General features: G+C 64.2%; 19 protein-coding genes and 1 tRNA gene. 8 read left to right on the top strand and 12 right to left on the bottom strand.

Translation table 11 applies throughout. The features are described from left to right. Positions 1 to 237 precede the first annotated feature (237 nt). The gene (locus tag BJ6T_RS09360) at positions 238 to 570 is read left to right on the top strand and encodes a hypothetical protein (protein ID WP_014492078.1); all 333 of its coding nucleotides are present in this window, start codon (positions 238 to 240) and stop codon (positions 568 to 570) included. A gap of 433 nt (positions 571 to 1,003) precedes the next feature. Then, positions 1,004 to 1,681, top strand: coding sequence for an AAA family ATPase (locus tag BJ6T_RS09365; RefSeq protein WP_014492079.1), 678 nt, complete (start codon positions 1,004 to 1,006; stop codon positions 1,679 to 1,681). Between the two features lie 75 nt (positions 1,682 to 1,756). Here the strand turns inward: BJ6T_RS09365 and BJ6T_RS45360 are convergent, their stop codons facing one another. The 5 genes from BJ6T_RS45360 to trxB form a co-directional block, all read right to left on the bottom strand. Beyond that, positions 1,757 to 1,903, bottom strand: coding sequence for a hypothetical protein (locus BJ6T_RS45360; RefSeq protein ID WP_014492080.1), 147 nt, complete (start codon positions 1,901 to 1,903; stop codon positions 1,757 to 1,759). Positions 1,904 to 2,107: 204 nt separating this feature from the next. Further along, positions 2,108 to 2,278, bottom strand: coding sequence for a hypothetical protein (locus tag BJ6T_RS45365; RefSeq protein WP_014492081.1), 171 nt, complete (start codon positions 2,276 to 2,278; stop codon positions 2,108 to 2,110). A 114-nt stretch (positions 2,279 to 2,392) separates the two neighbouring features. Next, on the bottom strand, positions 2,393 to 3,301 hold the full coding sequence (locus BJ6T_RS09370; protein WP_014492082.1) for a 4-hydroxy-tetrahydrodipicolinate synthase family protein: 909 nt from the start codon (positions 3,299 to 3,301) through the stop codon (positions 2,393 to 2,395). A gap of 462 nt (positions 3,302 to 3,763) precedes the next feature. Then, complete coding sequence (locus BJ6T_RS09375) at positions 3,764 to 4,687, bottom strand: LysR family transcriptional regulator (protein WP_027534296.1); 924 nt, start codon at positions 4,685 to 4,687, stop codon at positions 3,764 to 3,766. Between the two features lie 5 nt (positions 4,688 to 4,692). Next, entirely contained in the window at positions 4,693 to 5,658 is a 966-nt protein-coding gene (gene trxB, locus BJ6T_RS09380) for a thioredoxin-disulfide reductase (RefSeq protein ID WP_014492083.1), read from the bottom strand. A 265-nt stretch (positions 5,659 to 5,923) separates the two neighbouring features. On the opposite strand from trxB, the gene BJ6T_RS09385 reads away from it, so the two are divergent. Then, on the top strand, positions 5,924 to 6,403 hold the full coding sequence (locus tag BJ6T_RS09385; protein ID WP_028169844.1) for an Lrp/AsnC family transcriptional regulator: 480 nt from the start codon (positions 5,924 to 5,926) through the stop codon (positions 6,401 to 6,403). Between the two features lie 89 nt (positions 6,404 to 6,492). Here the strand turns inward: BJ6T_RS09385 and greA are convergent, their stop codons facing one another. The 3 genes from greA to BJ6T_RS09400 all read right to left on the bottom strand — a co-directional run bounded on the left by greA (position 6,493) and on the right by BJ6T_RS09400 (position 11,956). Beyond that, positions 6,493 to 6,966, bottom strand: coding sequence for a transcription elongation factor GreA (gene greA, locus BJ6T_RS09390; protein ID WP_007596674.1), 474 nt, complete (start codon positions 6,964 to 6,966; stop codon positions 6,493 to 6,495). 211 nt (positions 6,967 to 7,177) lie between these two features. Continuing rightward, positions 7,178 to 10,642, bottom strand: a complete 3,465-nt coding sequence (carB, locus tag BJ6T_RS09395) for a carbamoyl-phosphate synthase large subunit (protein WP_014492085.1) — start codon at positions 10,640 to 10,642, stop codon at positions 7,178 to 7,180. Between the two features lie 144 nt (positions 10,643 to 10,786). Beyond that, a complete protein-coding gene (locus BJ6T_RS09400; protein WP_014492086.1) occupies positions 10,787 to 11,956 on the bottom strand; it encodes an MFS transporter in 1,170 nt (389 codons plus the stop codon). A gap of 113 nt (positions 11,957 to 12,069) precedes the next feature. Between BJ6T_RS09400 and BJ6T_RS09405 the strand changes: the two genes are divergently transcribed. Then, positions 12,070 to 12,441, top strand: coding sequence for an ArsR/SmtB family transcription factor (locus tag BJ6T_RS09405; RefSeq protein ID WP_014492087.1), 372 nt, complete (start codon positions 12,070 to 12,072; stop codon positions 12,439 to 12,441). Positions 12,442 to 12,576: 135 nt separating this feature from the next. Here the strand turns inward: BJ6T_RS09405 and BJ6T_RS46850 are convergent. Both BJ6T_RS46850 and BJ6T_RS09410 read right to left on the bottom strand, forming a co-directional pair. After that, positions 12,577 to 12,652 (bottom strand) — tRNA-OTHER (locus BJ6T_RS46850). Between the two features lie 54 nt (positions 12,653 to 12,706). Continuing rightward, positions 12,707 to 13,408, bottom strand: a complete 702-nt coding sequence (locus tag BJ6T_RS09410; protein WP_014492088.1) for a class I SAM-dependent methyltransferase — start codon at positions 13,406 to 13,408, stop codon at positions 12,707 to 12,709. A gap of 115 nt (positions 13,409 to 13,523) precedes the next feature. Between BJ6T_RS09410 and BJ6T_RS09415 the strand changes: the two genes are divergently transcribed. Further along, positions 13,524 to 14,048, top strand: a complete 525-nt coding sequence (locus tag BJ6T_RS09415; protein ID WP_014492089.1) for a Dps family protein — start codon at positions 13,524 to 13,526, stop codon at positions 14,046 to 14,048. Positions 14,049 to 14,173: 125 nt separating this feature from the next. On the opposite strand, the gene BJ6T_RS09420 is transcribed toward BJ6T_RS09415, so the two are convergent. Together BJ6T_RS09420 and carA are read right to left on the bottom strand one after the other, a co-directional pair. Continuing rightward, a complete protein-coding gene (locus tag BJ6T_RS09420) occupies positions 14,174 to 14,695 on the bottom strand; it encodes a cupin domain-containing protein (RefSeq protein WP_014492090.1) in 522 nt (173 codons plus the stop codon). A gap of 138 nt (positions 14,696 to 14,833) precedes the next feature. Then, positions 14,834 to 16,024 (bottom strand): glutamine-hydrolyzing carbamoyl-phosphate synthase small subunit, encoded by a 1,191-nt coding sequence (carA, locus tag BJ6T_RS09425; protein WP_014492091.1) that lies wholly within the window; start codon positions 16,022 to 16,024, stop codon positions 14,834 to 14,836. Between the two features lie 146 nt (positions 16,025 to 16,170). Between carA and BJ6T_RS09430 the strand changes: the two genes are divergently transcribed. The 3 genes from BJ6T_RS09430 to BJ6T_RS09440 all read left to right on the top strand — a co-directional run bounded on the left by BJ6T_RS09430 (position 16,171) and on the right by BJ6T_RS09440 (position 18,765). Further along, positions 16,171 to 16,899: an alpha/beta fold hydrolase gene (locus tag BJ6T_RS09430; protein WP_014492092.1), complete on the top strand. Its 729-nt coding sequence runs from the start codon at positions 16,171 to 16,173 to the stop codon at positions 16,897 to 16,899. A 33-nt stretch (positions 16,900 to 16,932) separates the two neighbouring features. Beyond that, positions 16,933 to 17,388: a GatB/YqeY domain-containing protein gene (locus BJ6T_RS09435; RefSeq protein ID WP_014492093.1), complete on the top strand. Its 456-nt coding sequence runs from the start codon at positions 16,933 to 16,935 to the stop codon at positions 17,386 to 17,388. Between the two features lie 237 nt (positions 17,389 to 17,625). After that, a complete protein-coding gene (locus tag BJ6T_RS09440; RefSeq protein WP_014492094.1) occupies positions 17,626 to 18,765 on the top strand; it encodes an epoxide hydrolase family protein in 1,140 nt (379 codons plus the stop codon). Positions 18,766 to 18,795 lie beyond the last annotated feature (30 nt).

Below are 18,795 nucleotides of genomic sequence, written 5' to 3' on the forward strand. Positions count from 1 at the left end.
CAATTGCGCACAGGAGCGGGGGGATCCAGTACGCCGCGGCCCCTCGTGGAACGTTTGGCGTCTCTGGAATACTGGGTCGCCCGGTCAAGCCGGGCGACGACACCTGAGAGTGTAGCCGGCAGCCGGGCCCCCGCCTGTTGCCGAGACCGCACACGTCTGAGCTTTCGCCTCCCGCCTCGTTGCCAACGAACGGCCGTTCACCCACTATTCCCTCCGACTCGACACTTGGGGGGATCGATGCCCGCGTTCCGTTTCAAAAAATCCTTGGCTAAATCCTTGGCTGCAGCGATCTCGGGCATTGCGCTCGCCGTCCTGGTCCATCCCGGCGCGGGCTTCGCCTACACGCAGGAGGAGCAGCAGGCCTGCTCGCCGGACGCGATGCGGCTGTGCGGCGAGTTCGTTCCGAACGTCGATGCCATCACCGCCTGCATGATCCAGAAGAAGGCTCAGCTCTCGCCGCAGTGCAAAGTGTTCTTCCGCCAGGGACCCGAGCCCGGCGAGGCCCGCGCCAAGAAGAGCATCAAGCCTTCGCAGAAGACGGCCAAGAAGAAGAAATCCAGCGAAAGCTGAGCGCGGGGCTGGCGTTCTTTCTTTGAAGCTCGTCATGTCAGGGCAACAGCGCGAAGCGCCGTCGCGTCGGCGTGTCCCGCGTGTGCGTTGCCGCCATCAGCTGCGCGCCAGCCTCCGGACTCCTTTTGTTCGCCTCCGCGTGCGGACGCCTGCGACAATTACCAGCGCGTGCGATGGAAAAGAGTCGCGAGAGGGTTTGCGCGGGGAGGTTGCATTCCGTTTTTTCCCGCGTTGCTGCCGAAAAAGCGCGGGATTGCCGGCGTGAAGGGCGTTTCGTTGCCACTGGTATCCCGGTCGCGCGAAGCAGTGTGACTCAAAAGCCGCCACGTCTTGTTATTTCGTGGCTCCGAGGCCACTGCCGATAAATTTTTCTTTCCCGAATCAGCGCGGTGATTCATTTTCGTGGCCTGGGGTCAATCTGGAGGCGAAGGGTATGAACGTTATTGTTTTTGCATCGCGTAAAGGCGGCTCGGGCAAGAGTACCCTCGCCGCACATCTTGCCGCACAGATCAAGGCGAGCAAGCAGGTGATGCTCGTGGATGCGGATCCGCAGGGCTCGCTCACGCTGTGGCACAAGCTGCGCGGCACCAACGAGCCGCCGATCAAGCCTGCCGTGAACTCGGTTAGCGGCATCGTCTCCGCTGCCAAGCGCGACGGTTATGAATGGGTGTTGATCGACACGCCGCCGAACCTCTCGGCCGTCGTCGACGACGCGATCAAGAACGCGACCATGGTGGTCATTCCGGCGCGTCCCGGCGTGTTCGACGTCAACGCGGTGCAGGAAACCATCCAGATGTGCCGCGCGGCGCGCAAGCCCTACGCGGTCGTGCTCAACGGTGCCCCGGCGCGCCGCGACGAGTCCGAAAGCCCGATCGTCACCATCGCCCGCGAGGCGCTGGCGAAATTCCGCGCACCGGTGTGGGGCGGCCAGATCACCAACCGTTCGGATTTGCTGATGGCGCTCAGCCACGGCGAAGGCGCGCGCGAGTATCAGGCCGAGAGCCGCGCGGCCCAGGAAATCGCAAGGCTGTGGGCGGCGATCGAGCGTTCAGTGAAGGCTATTCGCGGCACGGCGTCGGCATCCGGCGCAATGCACAAGCAGGCGGCATAATTTTCATAAATCATTCCCCGGACGGAAAGCGCGCGGAAGTCCGCGCGTTTTGCGTTTTGGTCCGGTGGAGATGTGTTACGCCACCATCAGCATGTAGAACACGATGACCGGCGACAGCGTCAGGATCACCGACCAGATGCCGGCGGCCCAGAGGATGTCCTCGGTGGTAAAGCTCTGCTGTCCGGCGTCGTAATGCGACGCCACTTCATTCTGGATATTCACAAAACGCCCCCGCGATTCTTCGCTTATGGAGGCCAGCGATAGCCGGGATGTTTTAACATTCCGCGTCGCGATTTCGGGCGCATTCGAACACAGGTGCTACCACGGATTAACCATGCCGGCGCGGCGCGTGCGTTCGCGCGGGGTTAACTACGGGGCGCGTTCTGCCCCTCCCCCCGAGGGGAGGGTAAAGGACTCGCGCCGCCGCTAAACCCAGTCGCTGTATTTCCTTCTGATCTCGTCGATGTAGTCCACACGCGATTTCACCTCATCCGCGGTCAACCCGATATCGCGCCGCAGCCAGTCGGATAACTCGCTCGCATATGAAACGCGTTCCCATGCCGCCTTCAGCGCATCGCGCCACTGACGAATGTCCATAGGTCGATCTCTTTTCCGGATTGAGATGATGTCGAGCGGACACGACGCTGCCTTCCCTCTCCCGCACGGGGAGAAGGGGGGGCAGCATGCGTGTGAAGAGAGGAAGCGGAGGCGCTACGCGGCGACTTTCATCCGCCGCTCGATTTCGCGGTCGAGCGCGGCGGCGAGCTCGCTGCTCACTTCCACCATCGGCAGGCGCACTTCGGGGCTATCGATGAGGCCGCACCGCCACAGCCAGTACTTCGCCGGCGCCGGGCTCGGCTCGGTGAACAACAGGCGCGTCAGCTCGGCGACCTCGTGCCAGCGCGCCTGCGCCGCGTCGTGGTTGCCTCGCTTCATCTCGGCATGCACAGCCGCAAACGTCGCGGTCTCGACATGGGCGGACAGTACGATGCCGCCGTCGGCGCCGTCGGTGAGCGCCTCAAAATAGTTCGCATCCTCGCCGGTGAGCACGCGAAAGCCCTTCGGCCTGTCGCGCAGGAGCGCGATGGATTGCTCGCGGTTCGCGCCGCAATCCTTCAGCCCGACGATGTTCCGATGCTCGGCAAGCCGCAGCAGCGTCTGGTTGGTGATGTTCACCGAGGTGCGATAGGGGATGTTGTAGAGCGCGATCGGCCACGCCGCGTGATCGGCAAGGGCTTCGAAATGAGCCAGGAGCCCGCGCTGCGAGGGCCGCACATAATAGGGGCTTGCGATCAGATAACCGTCGATCGGCCAGTCCGCGGTCTCGTCGAGGCGTTCCTTCAGCCGCGAAGTGTCCGCGCCCGACAGTCCGAGGCAGATCGGCAGCGTGCGGCGCCCCGCCGCCATCTCGTCGCGCACGACGGCAACGAGGCGTTCGAGCTCGGCCTCGCGCAGCGTCATGCCCTCGCCGGAGGTCGCCCCCAGGATGAAGCCGTCGACGGCCTGTCCGCTGTAATGTCGCGTCAGCCGCCGCAGCGATCTCTCGTCGAGAGCGCCGTCGCGAAACGGCGTCACCAGCGGCAGCCAGAGTCCGTGCAAATGATCTTGTAGACCGGTCATGTTCCATCTCCTTCTCGGGAAAAAAACCTGAGACGGAGGGCACATGAAAAAACCCCGTCCAGGTGGCGGGGTTTCGGGATTTGCTTGCGATGACGAAGCTGTGTTAGCGCGCGCAAAAATCCGAGGTCCCCGGATGGGGGCCTTTTTCGAGGCGACTGCCTTGAACGAGATTGCGCACGACTTCGTGATCATTCGCAAATGATGCGGGGTGTGCGTGGAACTGTCAATACACGCGGAGCGCGATACCCGAATGGGACAGAAAAAAGCCGGGCTCAAGCGAGCCCGGCTTAAGGTATTGGCCACGTGAGGCCGACACAATCACCTTCCAAGAGGGATTACTGAACTCCCGCGCCACTGGAGGAGGGGGACAAATGCGCAACGCGAAGGCTCAGCGTGCAAGCAGTATGAGCTTGGCGAGCGCCATGCAGCAACAGCCGAGGCCGCATGTCAGACATGCGGAAATCAGGAAGGCCAGCGCTGCGCCTTGCTCACCACGAAGTCGCGGAACACCTGCACGCGCGCGACTGTCTTCAACTCCTCGGGATAGACAAAATAAGTGTCGAGCTGGATCGAATCCGATTCACCGAACAGCTGCACCAGGCGGCTCTGTTCCTCGATCAGATAGTCCGGCAGCGCCGCGATGCCGAGGCCCTGCTGGCAGGCGCGGACGAGGCCGAGGATGTTGTTCACTCTGAAATAGGCCTCGCGCGGACCAGAGCCGTTGCGGCCGGCTTCGACCAGCCAGTTGCGGTTCTGAAGATGCGGCGCGAAGTTGCCGTCGGAGAGCGTGATGATGCGGTGGGAGTCGAGCTCCTCGAGCGTGCGCGGCGTGCCGAAGCGCTTGATGTAATCCGGCGAGCAATAGGCGTGGAAGCCCATCGCGAACAGCTTGCGCTGGATGAGATCCGGCTGGGTCGGCTTGCGGGTGCGGATCGCGACGTCCGCCTCGCGCATCGACAGGTCGAGCTCCTCGTCGGTGACGATCAGCGAGATCCGGATCTCCGGATAGAGCGCGGTGAACTCGCCGAGCCGCGGGATCAGCCAGTTGATGCCGACGCCGGGCGTGGTGGTGATCTTGAGATCGCCGCTCGGCCGCTCGCGGCTGTCGGTCAGTTTGGCGCGCGCCGCCTGCAGCTGCATGAACACGTCATGCGCGGTGCGGAAGAGCAGGTCGCCCTGCTCGGTGAGGATCAGGCCGCGGGCGTGGCGGTGGAACAGCGAGACCGAGAGCTCCTGCTCCAGTGCCGAGACCTGGCGTGACACCGCCGATTGCGACAGGCCGAGCTGCTCGCCCGCATGCGTGAAGCTGCCCGCTTCCGCCGCCGCGTGAAACACCTTCAGCTTGTCCCAATCCATATCCGTAAATCCGTCGCGTGTTCGAGGCATGATCTTTATTCCGCTGCAGCGCGCTCGCTGGCGCGCAGGGCCAGGAAACGTTCGGCTTCGAGAGCTGCCATGCAGCCGAGGCCGGCAGCCGTCACGGCCTGGCGATAGGTCTCGTCGGCGACGTCGCCGGCGGCGAACAGGCCAGGCACCGATGTGGCGGTCGAGTTCGGGGCGACCTCGACATAGCCCGACCGTTTCAGCTTGACCTGGTCCTTCACGAGCTCGGTCGCCGGCGCGTGCCCGATGGCGATGAACACGCCGTCAGTCTTCACGTCCCTGAGCGCGCCGGTCTTGACGTTCTTCAGTCGCACATGGGTGACCTTGTTCGGGTTCTCTGTGCCGCAGATCTCGTCGACCGCCGAGTCCCAGACCACCTTGATCTTCGGGTGCTTGAACAGACGCTCCTGCAGGATGCGTTCGGCGCGGAAGTGATCGCGACGATGCACGATGGTGACCTGCGAGGCATGGTTGGTGAGGTACAGGGCTTCCTCGACCGCGGTATTGCCGCCGCCGACCACCATGACTTCCTTGTTGCGGTAGAAGAAGCCGTCGCAAGTGGCGCAGGCCGAAACGCCGCCGCCCTGGAATTTCGTTTCCGACGGCAGCCCGAGCCAGCGCGCTTGCGCGCCGGTGGCGAGGATGACGGTGTCGGCAAGATAGACGTCGCCGCTGTCGCAGGTGAGGCGGAACGGCCGCTGCGTCGTCTCCAGCTTGGTGACCAGGTCGGAGACGATCTTGGTGCCGACATGGAGCGCCTGCTTCTCCATCTGCTCCATCAGCCAGGGGCCCTGGATCACGTCGGCGAAGCCCGGATAGTTCTCGACGTCGGTGGTGATGGTGAGCTGGCCGCCGGCCTGGATTCCCTGGATCAGGATCGGCTCGAGCATTGCGCGCGCGGCGTAGATCGCCGCCGTGTAGCCGGCGGGGCCGGAGCCAATAATGACGACCTTTGCATGAACAGTGGCAGACATTTTGACGGACGCCTTTCACGGGGGATCTGCAGCGCGGGTGCGGAACGTGCCGGGAGGCCTCGCGGAAGCGCTGAAATATCAGAGCTAATCTAAGCCTTCTGGTGAGCTATGCAAGAATTGCATTCCCTGTCGGCGGATTTTTCCAACAGGGAACAAAAGTCGATTGCGCTGCACGCGCAATAAAATTGCGCAATCGCTGCGGACTGGCTATGAGGATTGCGTCAAATCCACCAATACAGCCGCAAAGGCCAGGAGTTCCAATCACGTGTCGCGGAACCTAGACGAGATCGACCTGAAAATTCTCACCGAGGTCCAGGCCGACGGTCGAATCACGAATGTCGAGCTGGCCAAGCGCGTCGGCATCTCGCCGCCGCCTTGCCTCCGCCGCGTCCGCGCGCTGGAGGAGGAGGGGTATATCCACGGCTATCGTGGCCTGCTCGACGCCCGCAAGCTCGGCTTCGACGTCACTGTGTTCGCCGCGGTGCACTTGTCCAGTCAGGCCGAGGCGGATTTACGCGCCTTCGAGGAGTTCGTCCGTGCCGAACCCCTGGTGCGGGAATGCTGGATGCTGTCGGGCGAGGTCGATTTCATCCTGAAATGCGTCGCGCCCGACATGGCCACCTTCCAGGATTTCGTCGCCCACCTCACCGCCGCGCCGCATGTGCGCAACGTGCGGACGTCGCTGGTGCTGCACAATTCGAAATACGAGGCGGCCGTGCCGCTTGATGTGAAGGGAAGAAGGTAACTTACGCAAGCACTCGGCATGACCCCGAAACAAAAAGGCCGCGCAGGGCGCGGCCTTTTCGAAACATCATCACGCCTGGCGGCAAATCCTTACCGCCACTCCACCTTGGTGATCTCATACGCCTTGGCGCCGCCAGGGGCGTTGACCTCGACGGTCGAACCCTTCTTCTTGCCGATCAGCGCGCGCGCGAGCGGCGAGGTGATGGAGATGCGGCCCTTCTTGGCGTCGGCCTCGACCTCGCCGACGATCTGCCACACCGTCTTCTTCTCGGTATCCTCGTCGACCAGCGTCACGGTGGCGCCGAACTTGATGGTGTCGCCGGACAGCTTGGAAATATCGATGATGTCGGCGCGCGCGAGCTTGTCCTCGAGCTCGGCGATGCGGCCCTCATTGTGGGACTGCTCTTCCTTCGCGGCATGATATTCCGCGTTCTCCGACAGGTCGCCGTGCGAGCGCGCTTCCGCGATATGCTCGATGATGCGCGGACGGTCCTCGGACTGGCGCTTCTTCAATTCTTCCCCGAGCGCGGCAAAGCCGCCCGCTGTCATCGGAACCTTTTCCATCTCTTCTCTCGTCCTTCGATCGCGCGCCCCACGAAAACAGAGGGCGCGGCAACCTTGATTCGTCAGTATGTCCGGGGGGCTGAACACGCCGCCGCCGAAGCGTTATGTGGGTCTGGCGCCGGAACAGAACAACCACAATGCCCGGACAGTTCCTCCGGCCATTGTGGCTTCATTGCCAATTACTTACCGGCAGCCTAGCCGCCACTCGCGATCAGGTGTCCGAAAAGTAGCTCTGCAGGGTCCGAACCTCAAGGTCCCCGCCCAGATAGGCGCGGATGCCCTGCGCGGCTGCCACGGCCCCGGAAAGAGTGGTGTAATACGGCACTTTATGCAAGAGGGCCGCGCGCCGCAGCGAACGGCTGTCGGCGAGCGCCTGCGGGCCTTCGGTGGTGTTGAGGACGAGCTGGACGTCGCCATTGGTAATGGCATCGACGATGTGCGGCCGTCCCTCAAGCACCTTGTTGACCCTCTCGGTCGGGATGCCCTGATCGGTCAGGAAACGTGCCGTGCCCGATGTCGCCAGCACCTTGAAGCCGAGCGAATGCAATTCGCGAACGGCCTCGGCGATGCGCGTCTTGTCGCTCTCGCGAACCGAGACGAACACCGTGCCCTTGCGCGGCACCCGCGTGCCGCCGCCGAGCTGGCTCTTGGCAAATGCCACCGCGAAGGAGCTGTCGATGCCCATGACCTCGCCGGTCGAGCGCATCTCGGGGCCGAGCACCGTGTCGACGCCGGGGAAGCGGGCGAACGGAAACACCGATTCCTTCACGCCGACATGCTTGAAGTCCGCCTTCTTCAGCTTGAAGTCGGCGAGCTTCTCGCCGGCCATGATGCGCGCCGCGATCTTGGCGACCGGCGTGCCGACCACCTTGGCGACGAAGGGCACCGTGCGCGAGGCGCGCGGGTTGACTTCGAGCACATAGATCTCGCCGTCCTTGATCGCGTACTGCACATTCATCAGGCCGACGACGTCGAGGCCGAGCGCCAGCTCACGCGTCTGCCGCTCCAGCTCCTCGATCATCTCCGGCTCGAGCGAGTGCGGCGGCAGCGAGCAGGCGCTGTCGCCGGAATGGATGCCGGCTTCCTCGATGTGCTCCATGATGCCGACGATGAAGGTGTCCTTGCCGTCGCAGAGGCAGTCGACGTCGATCTCGGTGGCGTCGGACAGATAGCGGTCGAACAGCAGCGGGTTCTTGCCGAGCACGGTGTTGATCTGCCCGGTCTTGTCGTTCGGGTAGCGTGCCTTGACGTCGGCCGGCACCAGCTCCGGCAGCGTGCCGAGCAGATAGTCGCTGAGCTGGTTCTCCTCGCGGATGATCTGCATCGCGCGGCCGCCGAGCACGTAGGACGGGCGCACCACCAGCGGCAGGCCGAGATCGGTTGCGACCAGGCGCGCCTGCTCGACCGAATAGGCGATGCCGTTCTTCGGCTGCTTCAGCCGGAGCTTGTCGAGCACGCGCTTGAAGCGGTCGCGGTCTTCGGCAAGGTCGATGGCGTCGGGCGAGGTGCCGAGGATCGGCACTTCGGCGGCCTCCAGCGCTCGCGCCAGCTTCAGCGGGGTCTGGCCGCCGAACTGCACGATCACGCCGTGCAGCGTGCCGTTGGTGCGCTCCTTCGCGATGATCTCCAGCACGTCCTCGGCGGTGAGGGGCTCGAAATAGAGCCGGTCGGCGGTGTCGTAGTCGGTCGACACCGTCTCGGGGTTGCAGTTGACCATGATGGATTCGTAGCCGGCGTCATGCAGTGCGAAGCAGGCGTGACAGCAGCAGTAGTCGAACTCGATGCCCTGGCCGATCCGATTGGGCCCGCCGCCGAGAATGATGACCTTCTTCTTGTCCGACGGCGAGCTCTCGTCCGCGGGCGCGCCCGCAAACAGCGCCTCATAGGTCGAATACATGTAGGCGGTCGGCGACGCGAACTCGGCGGCGCAGGTGTCGATGCGCTTGTAGACAGGGCGGACGCCGAGCGCGTGGCGCTTCGCCGTCACGTCAGCTTCCGTCGTCTCGGCGAGCACGGCGAGCCGCGCGTCGGAGAAGCCCATGGCCTTGAGCGTGCGCATGCCGAAGGCGTTGCCCGGCAGGCCGTTCTTCCGGACCTTCTCCTCCATGTCGACGATGCCGCGCATCTCGCTGAGGAACCACGGATCGATCTTGCAGGAGTTGAAGATGTCCTCGTTCGACCAGCCGAGCCGCATCGCCTGGGCGACCTGGAGCAACCGGTTCGGCGTCGGCGTGCCGAGCGCGGCGCGGATCGCGTTCTTGTCGTCGTGCTGGCCTAGCCCCTCGATCTCGATCTCGTCGAGCCCGGTCAGGCCGGTCTCGAGTCCGCGCAGCGCCTTCTGCAGGCTCTCCTGGAAGGTACGGCCGATCGCCATGACTTCGCCGACCGACTTCATCGACGTGGTCAGCGTGGTCGACGCGCCCGGGAATTTCTCGAAGGCGAAGCGCGGAATCTTGGTGACGACGTAGTCGATGGTCGGCTCGAACGAGGCCGGCGTCGCGCCGCCGGTGATGTCGTTGGCGATCTCGTCCAGCGTGTAGCCGACCGCGAGCTTGGCTGCGACCTTGGCGATCGGGAAGCCGGTGGCCTTGGAGGCCAGTGCGGACGACCGCGACACGCGCGGGTTCATCTCGATCACGACCATGCGGCCGTCTTCGGGATTGACGCCGAACTGCACGTTGGAGCCGCCGGTCTCCACGCCGATCTCGCGCAACACCGCCAGCGAGGCGTCGCGCATGATCTGGTATTCCTTGTCGGTCAGCGTCAGCGCCGGCGCGACCGTGATGGAGTCGCCCGTGTGCACGCCCATCGGATCGAGGTTCTCGATCGAGCAGACGATGATGCAATTGTCTTTCTTGTCGCGCACGACCTCCATCTCGTACTCTTTCCAGCCGAGCACGGATTCTTCGATCAGCACTTCGTTGGTCGGAGACGCATCGAGGCCGCGCTCGATGATGTCGAGGAATTCTTCCTTGTTGTAGGCGATGCCGCCGCCGGTGCCGCCCATCGTGAAGGAGGGACGGATGATCGCGGGCAGGCCGATCTCGGACAGCGCCATCAGCGCCTGGCCGAGCGCATATTCCTGGTAGCGCTTGCGGCGGTCGCTTTCGCCGAGCGTCCACTGCCGTTCGTGTTCCTCGAGGGCAGCACCCGACAGCTTCTCGCGTTCGGCCCGGTGCTTGTCGCGGAAGGACTTCTTCAATTCGGACGCGTTGGCGAGCCGCGACTTTGGCGTCTCAAGCCCGATCTTGGTCATGGCCTCGCGGAACAGCTGGCGGTCTTCCGCCTTGTCGATGGCGTCAGCGGTCGCGCCGATCATCTCGACGTCGAACTTCTCCAGCGTGCCCTGCCGGCGCAGCGACAGCGCGCAGTTCAGCGCGGTCTGTCCGCCCATGGTCGGCAGCAGCGCGAAGCCGCCGGGAATGACGTGACGTTCCTTCTCGATGATCTTGGCGACGATCTCGGGCGTGATCGGCTCGATATAGGTGGCGTCGGCCAATTCCGGATCGGTCATGATGGTGGCCGGGTTGGAATTGACGAGGACGATGCGATAGCCCTCTTCCTTCAACGTCTTCACCGCTTGCGTGCCCGAATAGTCGAACTCACAGGCCTGGCCGATCACGATGGGACCGGCGCCGATGATCAGGATGGTGGTGATGTCTGTACGTTTGGGCATCAACTCTCGCCGAAGTGGAATTTAGGCACAAAAAAAGGGCGCGCTCGTTGCGCGTCCCCTGTGGCCGAGAGCGCGTTGGTCTCCCTCGCGCGCGGGTGGGTCTTAGACCAGTTTTCGGGGCGGCGAAACCCCGAAAAACGCCCATCAACCGGCAATTTTGGCGGGTTTTGGACGTGCCTGCCAGCCACGGGCGAGATGCACCAGCAGCGAGGCCGCAACGCTCGATCCGCCGATCCAGCCAAGGTCGGTCGGCGAGAGGGTGGCCAGCACCGCGCCGCCCAGGGCCCCGCCGATGGCGAAGCCGAGATACATGGCGGAGGCGTTGAGCGAGAGTGCGATCATCGAGGCTTGCGGCTCGATCCGGATGATGCTGGCGATCTGAGCCGGATAGAACGCCCAGCCCGAGATGCCCCAGAGGAAGATCGCGCCCAGCACCGCATAATGGGCCTGTCCCGGCATCAGCTTCAGGACCAGCGAATGCAGGATCAGGGCGCTCGCCATGCCGGCGAGCCCGAGGCCTGCGGTGGCGAGCGTCCCGAGCCGGTCGGCCAGGACACCGCCCAGCATGTTCCCGATGGCGGCGGCGCCGCCGAACACCAGCAGCGCGAGGCTGATCTGCGCGGCGTCGAAGCCGAGGCTACGCAGCGGGACCGCGAAATAGGTGAACACGGTGAAGCCGCCGAGCGCCCATAGGATCGTGATCAGAAGCGCGATCACGACATTGCTGTGACGCGCCACCGCCAGCCGTTCGCTGAGCGAGGCGGTGTTGCGCGGCAGGCCGCGGGGCAGGCCAAGGAGCAGGCCGGCGAGCGCAACCGCGCCGATCAGGGCCACCATGGCAAAGGTCGCGCGCCAGCCGAGCAGGCTGCCGACGAGATTGCCGAGCGGCACGCCGATCACGGTTGCAACCGTGAGGCCTGAGGTGACCAGCGCCACCGCGCGGCCGCGCCGTTCGGGCGCGGCGACGGCCACCGATACGGCGAGCGCCGTCGGCATGCACAGTCCGGAGCCCAGCGCCATCAGCATGCGGGAGGCCAGCAGCAGGGCGTAGCTGGAAGCCACCGTCGCGACGAGATTCCCGGCGATGAAGGTCGATAGCGCCAGGGCCAGCACGGTGCGGCGGTCGATATTGTTCAGCGTCACCGCCAGGATCGGCGAACCCACCGCATAGGTGAGGGCGTAGGCGGTGACCAATTGGCCGGCGGCCGGGACGGAAATCGAAAGATCGGCGGCGATCGACGGCAAAAGCCCTGCAATGACAAAGCCTTCGGTACCAATCGCGAAGGCCGCGAGAGCCAGCCAGAACACGCTCATTGGACGATATCCCTATGTTCAACGTTTATTGAACTATTGAATGCGATGGCTGGGATGTCAATTGGGTTCAAGAACTATTGAACATCGCGGCCAGTTTGCTATGATTCTGGACCATGAGCCGCACGCCCCTTCATCCCACCCGCGAGCAGATCGAGCTGCCGATGGTTCTGGATTGCCTCAGCGATCCGATCCGGTTGGCCATCGTCTATCAGCTCGCCCAGCAGGAACGTGTCAGCAGCGAGCTCTGCTGTGGCGACTTCAGCGGCCTTTCCGGAAAATCCAACCTCGCCTACCATTTCGCCAAGCTGCGCGAATGCGGCCTGATGCTGACGCGCGTGGCGGGCACCAACCGCTTCATGCGGCTTCGCCGCGAGGATCTGGACGCGCGCTTTCCGGGGCTGCTCGATGCCGTCCTCAACTCCGCAGCCAAGGATGCCGACCGGCTACAGCTGCTGCCAGAGTGCGAAACGGTCGAAGTGGATTGAATTTGAGAGGGTTGCGCGCAGACGGCTGAGATTCCGTCCGTCTTCGCTTTCGCTTCGCTACAGCTACGCCGGACACGCTGTGCCCCTTCGGGCCTTGTGTGGCTGCGCCACGCGTGGCCCCGCAGGGGCGAAGCGTGGAGACCCGGCCTGGATTTGAACCAGGATGAAGAGCGTTGCACCGCCCTCGCGTAGACGCTTCCGCCACCGGGCCGCGACGATCTTTACCCATCGGCGTGTGACAAGCCACCTCTGGCAGTCGTTATGCTTAACGGACCAGGGGCGGCCGCGCGATGAAGGTCATGCGCCAGCGATTGTGGCCGACATTGGTGTGGGCGCGCTGGACCGCGAAGCCGGCCGCAGTCAGCTTGGCGACGATCTCGTCCTCGCCATAGCGCTGAAGCCCGATGCGCGTGCGCAGATGACGGTAATCTGACAGCGCGGTGCTGATCAGCCCGATCAGCGCGTCCTTCAGGAAGCCGTGACGCAGGCCGAAGCTGAGCAACGCCATCACATCCCTGAACATGCCGACATTGGGCTGCAAGATATCTCCGAGCACGAGCCTGCCGGACGGGGTCAGCAATCGCCGGATGTTGACAAGCGCGGCATCGAGCTCATCCGGCGTCATGTATTGCGCGACCGAGTTCATCACCGCGAGGTCGATCGACTGGTCCTGCATTTTGCGGACGTCGTCGAGTGAGCGGACGCGGATCTTGGTGTTCGGGGCAAATCGCGCGATCAGCCGGCCACGCACGCCGGGGGCGGGCTCGGCGAGAATCAGCTTGCCGCAGGCCGCGGCCACCTGGCTCGCCGACAGCGCCTCGCCGCAGGCATAGTCGAGCACGGTCGCCTCGGGCGATGAGATGTAGCCGATGATGTCCCGCGCGATGATCTGGAAGTGCAAGTCGCGATGCAGCTTGCTGACATAGATCGTATGCGTGGAGTCGTAGTAATCGATCCAATCGTCCATGGTATTTCGTAGGTCCCGGCCAAACGGTTCCTGTCAAGGAACCGGCGCTGCCCGCCTTGCGTTAGGGGTGCGACGGCGCGCCGTCAATGTCCGCGTCCTAACAGGAAGGTTTCCCGTGAGCAAAGCCCCCACCAAGGTCTCGCCCGATCTCGATACCCCCACCGATCTGTCGCCCGATGGGGTCAAGAAGGTCTCTGAGGCGCTCAACGTGCTTCTGGCCGATGCGTTCGCGCTCTATCTGAAGACCAAGAATTTCCACTGGCACATCAGCGGCCGGCATTTCCGCGACTATCATCTGCTGCTCGACGAGCAGTCCGACCAGATCTTCGCCACCACCGACCAGCTCGCCGAACGCGTCCGCAAGATCGGCGGCACCACGCTGAAGTCGATCGGCCAGGTCGCCAAGCTCCAGACCATCAAGGACAACAACGAGGACTACGTCCCGCCACGCGAGATGCTGCGCGAGCTGATGCAGGACAACAAGCACGTCACCGCCGCGATGCGTAAGGCGCACGAGGTTTGCGACGACGCCGGCGATGTCGCCAGCGCCAGCATCCTCGAAAACTTCATCGACGAGACCGAGCGCCGGACGTGGTTCCTGTTCGAGGCCACCCGCCAGGAAGGCGGCAACGAGGCGTAAGGGTACGCGTGACTGCGTAGGGTGGGTTAGCCCCGTGGATTGCGCAAAGCGCAATCCACTAGGCGTAACCCACCTCTGGTGGGTTACGCCTCGGGCTAACCCACCCTAGAGCACCGCGCTTGTCGCTACCGCCACAACCGTATCAACGCTCCGTCCTTGCCCGTCACCGGATCGGCCGGCGGTAGCGCGACCTCGGGAATCGTCTTCAGTGCCCTGGCGTGGTTCTCCGGCGTTGCTCGCGTCACCACCATCTTCGCTCCCGGCGGATAAGCGCCGATCACGCAGAAATCGTCGCTCGCGCTGATGCACTGATGCCCCGTGCCGGCCGGCAGGATCGCGACGTCGCCCGCCTTGATCTCCAGCTCCTGGCCATGATCGCCGCCGAAGCGCACGCGGGCACTTCCGCGCGCGACGCCGAGCACCTCATGCACCGTCGCGTGATAGTGCAGATAGTCGTAGACGCCGTTGCGCCACGTACCGCCCCAGCCGTTCGCTTCGAACAGGTTTTCGATGGTCTCCTCGGGACGCCTGGAATCGAGCTTCACCGCACCCTGATAGACCAGGAAGGGAAGGATGTTGTTCGGCACGAGCCCGTCATCTTCGAACACGATGGCGCGTGGCTCGGCATTGTCGCTGACAACGGACATGGCAGGGCTCCTTCGAGAGCGTAGCAGGAATCAACGAGAGGCGTGAGACGACGTTCCGCAGCGTCGCGCCCGGAATGACAAGAGCCCGGGTCAAGGCCCGGGCTCGATGTCGTCAAGGCAATTGCAGGAGAGCCAGCGTTACGCGCTCTTCTTCTGCCGCATCAGATCCGCGAAGCGCTGGAACAGATAGTGCGAGTCGCGCGGGCCCGGCGAGGCTTCGGGGTGGTACTGCACCGAGAACACCGGCTTGCCGTCGAGCTGGATGCCGCAATTGGATCCGTCGAACAGCGAGATGTGGGTCTGCGTCGCGCCCTTCGGCAGCGTCGCCTCGTCCACCGCAAAGCCATGGTTCATCGAGGTGATCTCGACCTTGCCGGTGGTCTCGTCCTTCACGGGATGATTGGCGCCGTGATGGCCCTGATGCATCTTCTTGGTCTTGGCGCCGACGGCGAGGCCGAGCATCTGGTGACCGAGGCAAATGCCGAAGGTCGGTGTGCCCGACTTGATCACGTCCCGGATCACCGGCACCGCGTATTTACCCGTCGCGGCCGGATCGCCCGGGCCATTGGACAGGAACACCCCGTCGGGCTTCATCGCCAGAATGTCTTCCGATGAGGTCGTCGCCGGCACCACCGTCACCTTGCAGCCGACGCCGGCGAGCAAACGCAGGATGTTGCGCTTGATGCCGTAGTCGATGGCGACGACGTTGAACTCGGGCTTGTCCTGGCGGCCAAAACCCTTGTCCCACAGCCAGGGCGTCTCGTCCCAGGTGAAGCGCTGGCCCGAGGTGACCATCGGCACGAGGTCCATGCCCTCGAGGCCGGGCCATTCGCGCGCTTCTTCCTTCAGGCCATGCAGATCGAACTCGCCGTTCCTGGCGTGCGCGATCACCGCATTGGGCATGCCCTTGCTGCGGATCAGCGCCGTCAGTGCGCGGGTATCGATGCCGGAGAGGCCGATGATGCCGCGCGCCTTGAGCCAGGCGTCGAGGTGCTTGGTGGCGCGGTAGTTCGAGGGATCGGTGATCGCGGTGCGCAGGATCACGCCGCGCGCGCCCGGCGTCGCGGCCATGTTCACCGTCTCGATGTCTTCCTCGTTGGTACCGACATTGCCGATATGCGGGAAGGTGAAGGTGATGAGCTGGCCGGCATAGGAGGGATCGGTGAGGATCTCCTCATAGCCGGTCATCGCGGTGTTGAAGCAGACCTCACCGACGGCGTGGCCTTCGGCGCCGAGACCGAAGCCTTCCAGCACCGTGCCATCGGCGAGCACGAGGAGCGCGGTCGGTTTATGGTCCGGCCAGGCAGTATCGTTGTCATGTTGTGTCATGAGCCCGGTTCATAGTCCGGGCCGGCGCCGCCGTCAAAGCGGACGAGCGCCGATTCACATGCGTTTTTGCATATTTGACAGGTCCCCTCAGGCACTTAAGCTTGGCAGGATAATTTCCGCCAATTTCCCGGGCTTGCGAGGCAATAATGGACCAGACCACCCCGCTTCTGCTGGTTCCGGGGCTGGCCTCCTCGGCCCGGATCTACGCCCCGGTGGTCCCGGCGCTCTGGCGGTTCGGCCCGGTGATGATTGCCAACCATAGCCGCGACGACAGCATGGCGGCGATCGCCCGGCGCGTGCTGAGCGAAGCCCCGTCGCGCTTCGCACTCGCCGGCCACTCCATGGGCGGCTATATCGCGCTCGAGATCATGCGCCAGGCGCCCGAGCGGGTTTTGAAGCTCGCGCTGATCAACACCCAGGCCCGGCCCGATACACCGGAAGCGACCGCGCGCCGCCGCGGCCTGATGGAACGGGCGAGGCGCGGCGAGCTGAGCGTGGCGCGCGAGGAGATGTTTCCGGAGCTGGTGCATCCCTCGCGCCGCGACGATGCCGGCATTCGAAAGCTCGTGCACGAGCAGGGCGAGGACGTCGGCGTCGAAGGCTATCTGCGACAGCAGACCGCGATCATCGCGCGGGTGGATTCACGGCCGACGCTGGCGACGATCAAATGCCCGACGCTGGTGCTGACGGGCGATCAGGACAACACGATTCCCAACGCATTCTCGAGGGAGATGGCGGAGGGCATAGCGGGCGCGAGGCTGGTGATCCTAGAGCGTTGCGGGCACCTGCCGCAACCGGAGCAGCCCGAGGCGACGGCGCGGGCGCTGGCCGAATGGCTGGGCGCCCCGGTTGTCTCAGGGCCGCGAACGGCCTAGATCAGGCGTCGGATATTCGAAGGGATCACGATCATGCTGCGCGACGACATCAACAACGCGGTCAAGGAGGCCATGAAGGCCAAGGACGAGCGCAAGCTGTCCACCCTGCGCATGGTCAACTCGACCATCAAGAACGCCGACATCGAGGCGCGCGGCAACGGCAAGCCGCCGCTGTCGGACGCCGACCTGCTCGGCGTGTTTCAGAAGATGATCAAGCAGCGCCAGGAGTCGGTCGAGCTCTACGACAAGGGCGGCCGTGCCGAGCTCGCCGCCCAGGAGCGCGAGGAGATCGCGGTGATCTCGGCCTATCTGCCGAAGCAGATGTCGGACGATGAGGTGAAGAAGGCGATCACGGATGCGATCGCCGAGACCGGCGCTGCCGGCATGAAGGACATGGGCAAGGTGATCGCGGTGTTGCGCGCGAAGTACGCCGGCCAGATGGATTTCGGCAAGGCCAGTGGCCTGGTGAAGGCCGCGCTGACGGGCTGAACTCTTACCCTCCCCTGGAGGGGAGGGTCGATTGCGCGAAGCGCGAGCGGGGTGGAGTGATCTCTCCAGTCGGGCCCCTATTCAATGGGTGGACTGTCACCCCACCCCGCTACGCATTTCGCTTTGCTCCATGCGTAGCGACCCTCCCCCTCCAGGGACCCTCCAGGGGAGGGTGGGGCTTCCGATGCCGCGGCAATCCGGCCTAGTCTCTCCGCCAGAAAAGATCGGAGGCAACCGATGAGCGCCATCAAACCGTTTCGCATCGCCATCAGCGACGACATTCTCACCGACCTCAAATCGCGCCTCGCCCGCACGCGCTGGCCGGAGGCGGAGCTGGTCGACGACTGGAGCCAGGGCGCGCCGCTGAAATGGATCCAGGAGATATGCGCCTACTGGGCCAACAGCTATGACTGGCGCGCCCGCGAGGCAAAGCTCAACCGCTTCGAGCAATTCACCACCGAGATCGACGGGCTCGACATCCACTTCCTGCATGCGCGCTCGAAGGAGCCGTCGGCGCTACCGCTGATCATCACCCATGGCTGGCCAGGGTCCATCGTCGAATTCCAGAAGGTGATCGCGCCGCTGGTCGATCCTGCCGCGCATGGCGGTAATCCCGCGGATGCCTTTCACGTGATCTGTCCGTCGCTGCCGGGCTTTGGCTTCTCCGCCAAGCCAAAGACCACCGGCTGGGGGGTCGACCGCATCGCCGCGACCTGGGCGAAGCTGATGGATCGGCTCGGCTACGCGCGTTACGGCGCGCAGGGCGGCGACTGGGGCTCGGCGGTGACGACATCGCTGGGCGCGCAGGACGCCGAGCACTGCGCCGGCATCCACATCACGCTCGCCTTCAACGCGGCGCCGAAGGTCGAGGGCGAGCCGACGGCGGAAGAGAAGCGCGCGCTCACCGGCCTCAAGCATTATGTCGATCTCGATTCAGGCTATTCCAAACAGCAATCGACGCGGCCGCAGACGCTCGGCTATGGCCTGACGGATTCGCCGAGCGGGCAGGCGGCCTGGATTCTGGAAAAATTCTGGGCCTGGACCGATTGCGACGGCCATCCCGAAAACATTTTTGACAAGGACGAGCTGCTCGACAACGTCATGCTCTATTGGGCAACGGAGACGGCGACCTCCTCCGCACGGCTCTACTGGGAGAGTTTTGGCAAGCGCCGCACCACGCCCAAGGTCAACGTGCCGACCGGCGTCGCCGTGTTCCCCAAGGAGATCATCACGCCGGTCAGGCGCTGGATGGAGCCGAACTTTCCTAACATCACGCACTGGAGCGAGATGGAGAAGGGCGGGCATTTCGCCGCATTCGAGCAGCCGAAGTTGTATGTTGGCGACGTCAGGAAATTCTTCCAGACGGTGCGCCGTTAGGGGATGCCTCTGCATCGTCATGCCCGGGCT

The organism is Bradyrhizobium japonicum USDA 6 (genome assembly GCF_000284375.1).
GTDB classification, from domain to species: Bacteria; Pseudomonadota; Alphaproteobacteria; order Rhizobiales; family Xanthobacteraceae; genus Bradyrhizobium; species Bradyrhizobium japonicum.

Coding starts and splice junctions, on each gene's coding strand:
- carB (WP_014492085.1), bottom strand. CDS start 10,642: ATGCCCAAACGTACAGACATCACCACCATCCTGATCATCGGCGCCGGT.
- BJ6T_RS09430 (WP_014492092.1), top strand. CDS start 16,171: ATGGACCAGACCACCCCGCTTCTGCTGGTTCCGGGGCTGGCCTCCTCG.
- BJ6T_RS09375 (WP_027534296.1), bottom strand. CDS start 4,687: ATGCCTCGAACACGCGACGGATTTACGGATATGGATTGGGACAAGCTG.
- BJ6T_RS09360 (WP_014492078.1), top strand. CDS start 238: ATGCCCGCGTTCCGTTTCAAAAAATCCTTGGCTAAATCCTTGGCTGCA.
- BJ6T_RS09410 (WP_014492088.1), bottom strand. CDS start 13,408: ATGGACGATTGGATCGATTACTACGACTCCACGCATACGATCTATGTC.
- trxB (WP_014492083.1), bottom strand. CDS start 5,658: ATGTCTGCCACTGTTCATGCAAAGGTCGTCATTATTGGCTCCGGCCCC.
- BJ6T_RS09440 (WP_014492094.1), top strand. CDS start 17,626: ATGAGCGCCATCAAACCGTTTCGCATCGCCATCAGCGACGACATTCTC.
- BJ6T_RS09400 (WP_014492086.1), bottom strand. CDS start 11,956: ATGAGCGTGTTCTGGCTGGCTCTCGCGGCCTTCGCGATTGGTACCGAA.
- carA (WP_014492091.1), bottom strand. CDS start 16,024: ATGACACAACATGACAACGATACTGCCTGGCCGGACCATAAACCGACC.
- BJ6T_RS09405 (WP_014492087.1), top strand. CDS start 12,070: ATGAGCCGCACGCCCCTTCATCCCACCCGCGAGCAGATCGAGCTGCCG.
- BJ6T_RS09420 (WP_014492090.1), bottom strand. CDS start 14,695: ATGTCCGTTGTCAGCGACAATGCCGAGCCACGCGCCATCGTGTTCGAA.
- BJ6T_RS09365 (WP_014492079.1), top strand. CDS start 1,004: ATGAACGTTATTGTTTTTGCATCGCGTAAAGGCGGCTCGGGCAAGAGT.
- BJ6T_RS09370 (WP_014492082.1), bottom strand. CDS start 3,301: ATGACCGGTCTACAAGATCATTTGCACGGACTCTGGCTGCCGCTGGTG.
- BJ6T_RS45365 (WP_014492081.1), bottom strand. CDS start 2,278: ATGGACATTCGTCAGTGGCGCGATGCGCTGAAGGCGGCATGGGAACGC.
- greA (WP_007596674.1), bottom strand. CDS start 6,966: ATGGAAAAGGTTCCGATGACAGCGGGCGGCTTTGCCGCGCTCGGGGAA.
- BJ6T_RS09435 (WP_014492093.1), top strand. CDS start 16,933: ATGCTGCGCGACGACATCAACAACGCGGTCAAGGAGGCCATGAAGGCC.